Genomic DNA, 342 nt, shown 5'->3' on the forward strand with positions numbered 1-342 from the left:
CATAAATGACACCATCCCCGATCTGACCGTCGAAACCGATCAGGGCAGCATGTCGCTGCACGACTGGGTCGGGGACAGCTGGGCGATCCTCTTTTCGCACCCCAAGGATTTCACCCCCGTCTGCACGACGGAGTTCGGCGCCGTGGCCCAGCTCGCCGATGAGTGGGAAAAGCGCGGCACCAAGGTCATGGGCATCTCCGTCGACGGGGTGGAAGACCACAAGAAGTGGAAGAACGACATCAAGTCGGTTTCGGGCGCTGAACCGAATTTCCCCATTATCGCAGATGACGGGCTGGAGGTTGCGAAGGCCTTCGACATGCTGCCTGCCGATGCCTATCTGCC

The 342-nt window shown here is 60.2% G+C and carries 1 protein-coding gene; it reads left to right on the forward strand.

Features of this window, described 5'->3' with window-relative positions:
• Position 1: 1 nt before the first annotated feature.
• Positions 2-342 (forward strand): redoxin domain-containing protein (locus A3764_RS22775; RefSeq protein ID WP_236628306.1); only part of this gene is annotated, 341 nt, incomplete at its 3' end.

The organism is Sulfitobacter sp. HI0129, from assembly GCF_001635395.1.
GTDB lineage: Bacteria > Pseudomonadota > Alphaproteobacteria > Rhodobacterales > Rhodobacteraceae > Sulfitobacter.